The sequence below is a fragment of the Paenisporosarcina sp. P4_E4_2 genome (assembly GCF_056401595.1).
The window spans coordinates 1-1,878 of the sequence record NZ_JBFUJC010000467.1 but is presented as its reverse complement, the minus strand read 5'-3'; the positions used below and the strand labels follow the sequence as shown (position 1 = coordinate 1,878).

Annotated in this window: 4 protein-coding genes; all 4 read left to right on the top strand. The window is 42.0% G+C overall.

All coding sequences use genetic code 11. The features are described 5' to 3' along the window. Positions 1–357, top strand: a 357-nt coding sequence (locus tag AC1DSB_RS18735) for a SpoIID/LytB domain-containing protein (RefSeq protein ID WP_477587356.1), incomplete at its 5' end; no start/stop codon positions are given. Positions 358–391: 34 nt separating this feature from the next. Further along, positions 392–1,045, top strand: a complete 654-nt coding sequence (locus tag AC1DSB_RS18730) for a peptidoglycan DD-metalloendopeptidase family protein (protein WP_477530881.1) — start codon at positions 392–394, stop codon at positions 1,043–1,045. A 55-nt stretch (positions 1,046–1,100) separates the two neighbouring features. After that, the gene (locus AC1DSB_RS18725) at positions 1,101–1,373 is read left to right on the top strand and encodes a sporulation transcriptional regulator SpoIIID (protein WP_342542162.1); all 273 of its coding nucleotides are present in this window, start codon (positions 1,101–1,103) and stop codon (positions 1,371–1,373) included. Positions 1,374–1,555: 182 nt separating this feature from the next. Beyond that, on the top strand, positions 1,556–1,878 hold a 323-nt coding region (locus tag AC1DSB_RS18720), incomplete at its 3' end, for a rod shape-determining protein (RefSeq protein WP_477587355.1).

The window sequence follows — 1,878 nt, the reverse complement described above, 5'->3', positions numbered from 1 at the left end:
GAATGGAACGAGGCATTCGGCTTTAATTGGACAGCCGATCACTTCAAGACACTGGTGCTGACGCCAAATGAATCACAACGAGTCAAACAAATGACGACCACACAGCACGAATGGACAGGCCGTGAAATACGGGATATTTTAGGGCTACCCTCCACGGATTTCGAAATTGATGCATCCAATCCAAATCTTATCGCCGTATCAACGAAAGGATACGGGCATGGAGTCGGGATGAGTCAATACGGAGCAAACGCTATGGCGCAGGAAGGGAGTAAGGTAGAGGAGATTTTGAAACACTACTATCAGAAGACGGAAATAAAAAATTTCCAATCTATTCAACCAGGATGTTTAAAACCTTGAATCGCTGACAACACTAGCATCAGAGGTGATGAATATGCGAGAGGAAAAATCTAATAATCCTTCTCTACCAAAAAAACCAAGTAAAAAACAAACGTGGCTATGGCCAGCGATTTACGTAGGGTTTTCGCTGCTATTTGTCGGCATGATCTGGGGGTACAATGCGTTTATTGATTCTGATAATGTCGCAAAAGGTCCACGAACTGAAGACACGGGAGCAAAAGAAGTTGCTGTAACGTCTCAAAAAGAGTCAATGAAATTCCCATTTGACGAAGCGATGCTTGACCAAATGACAATTCTGCAAGATTTCTATGATCCTACTGCAACGGACGAATCACAAGAAAATTCTCTTCTTGTATTCAACCAAACTTACGAAACAAGTAGCGGTGTGACCATCTCAATTGAAGGCGAACCGTTTGAAATTTTAGCTGCAATGAGTGGTACAGTAAAAGAAGTAAATCTTGATCCATTCCTTGGGGACGAAATCGTTCTAGAACATGAAGACGGCCTACTTACACAATACCGTTCCGTAAAAGAAATTTCAGTGAAAGCCGGTGACCATGTACAACAAGGTCAACCTATGGCAACTGCTACTGAAAATGAATTCAACCCAACAGCTGGCATTCATTTACAGTTTGAAGTGTATGACAAGGGAGAAGCAATTAATCCACGTACGTACTTAGCGTTCTAATTCCCAACTTTAAGGCATACGGTATAGGAAACGTTCGGTACGGAAGGATGCGGTCTTGCACGAACAGATCCGGAAACGTTGCCTAGAGCTTGGCGTATTGGTGCATGAAACGGGCTTAACGGTACGCGCGGTTGCAAAGAAAACGGGCTACTCGAAAAGCACGGTGCACAAAGATTTAACAGAACGTTTAAAACTAGTAAATGAAGCACTGGCCAAAGAAGTTAGTGAAATCCTTGCCTATCATAAGTCGATTCGGCATATCCGGGGCGGGGAAGCAACGAAACAGATGTGGAAACTTAAAGAGGAACACACAGAAGAAACGCCATGACGATTACTCGTCATGGCGTTTTTTCATGTGGCAAAAGAACACCGAAGCTTCGTTTTCAGAACAGGACTATTTACTAAAAAAGATGTAATTATTTGCTCTCTATGATAGAATAGTCAGTTAGTAGAGACAAAGATAGAGAAAGTCAACTATTATGGGATTTGTAGGAAGGGGAAACAAGGTTCATGTTTGCTAAAGATATTGGAATTGACCTTGGAACGGCTAACGTTTTAATACATGTAAAAGGTAAAGGCATTGTATTAAACGAGCCTTCAGTAGTAGCAATGGATCGCAAAACGAAACGTGTGTTGGCAGTAGGCGAAGAAGCACGTAAAATGGTAGGGCGTACTCCCGGAAATATAGTGGCGATTCGTCCGCTAAAAGACGGAGTAATCGCTGATTTTGATGTGACTGAAGCGATGCTGAAACACTTTATTAATAAATTGGATGTAAAAGGATTTTTATCAAAGCCACGTATCTTAATTTGTTGCCCAACGAATATCACAAG

Bases quoted from the DNA above. Each gene is read 5' to 3' on its own strand.
- AC1DSB_RS18730 (WP_477530881.1), top strand. From the start codon at position 392: ATGCGAGAGGAAAAATCTAATAATCCTTCTCTACCAAAAAAACCAAGT.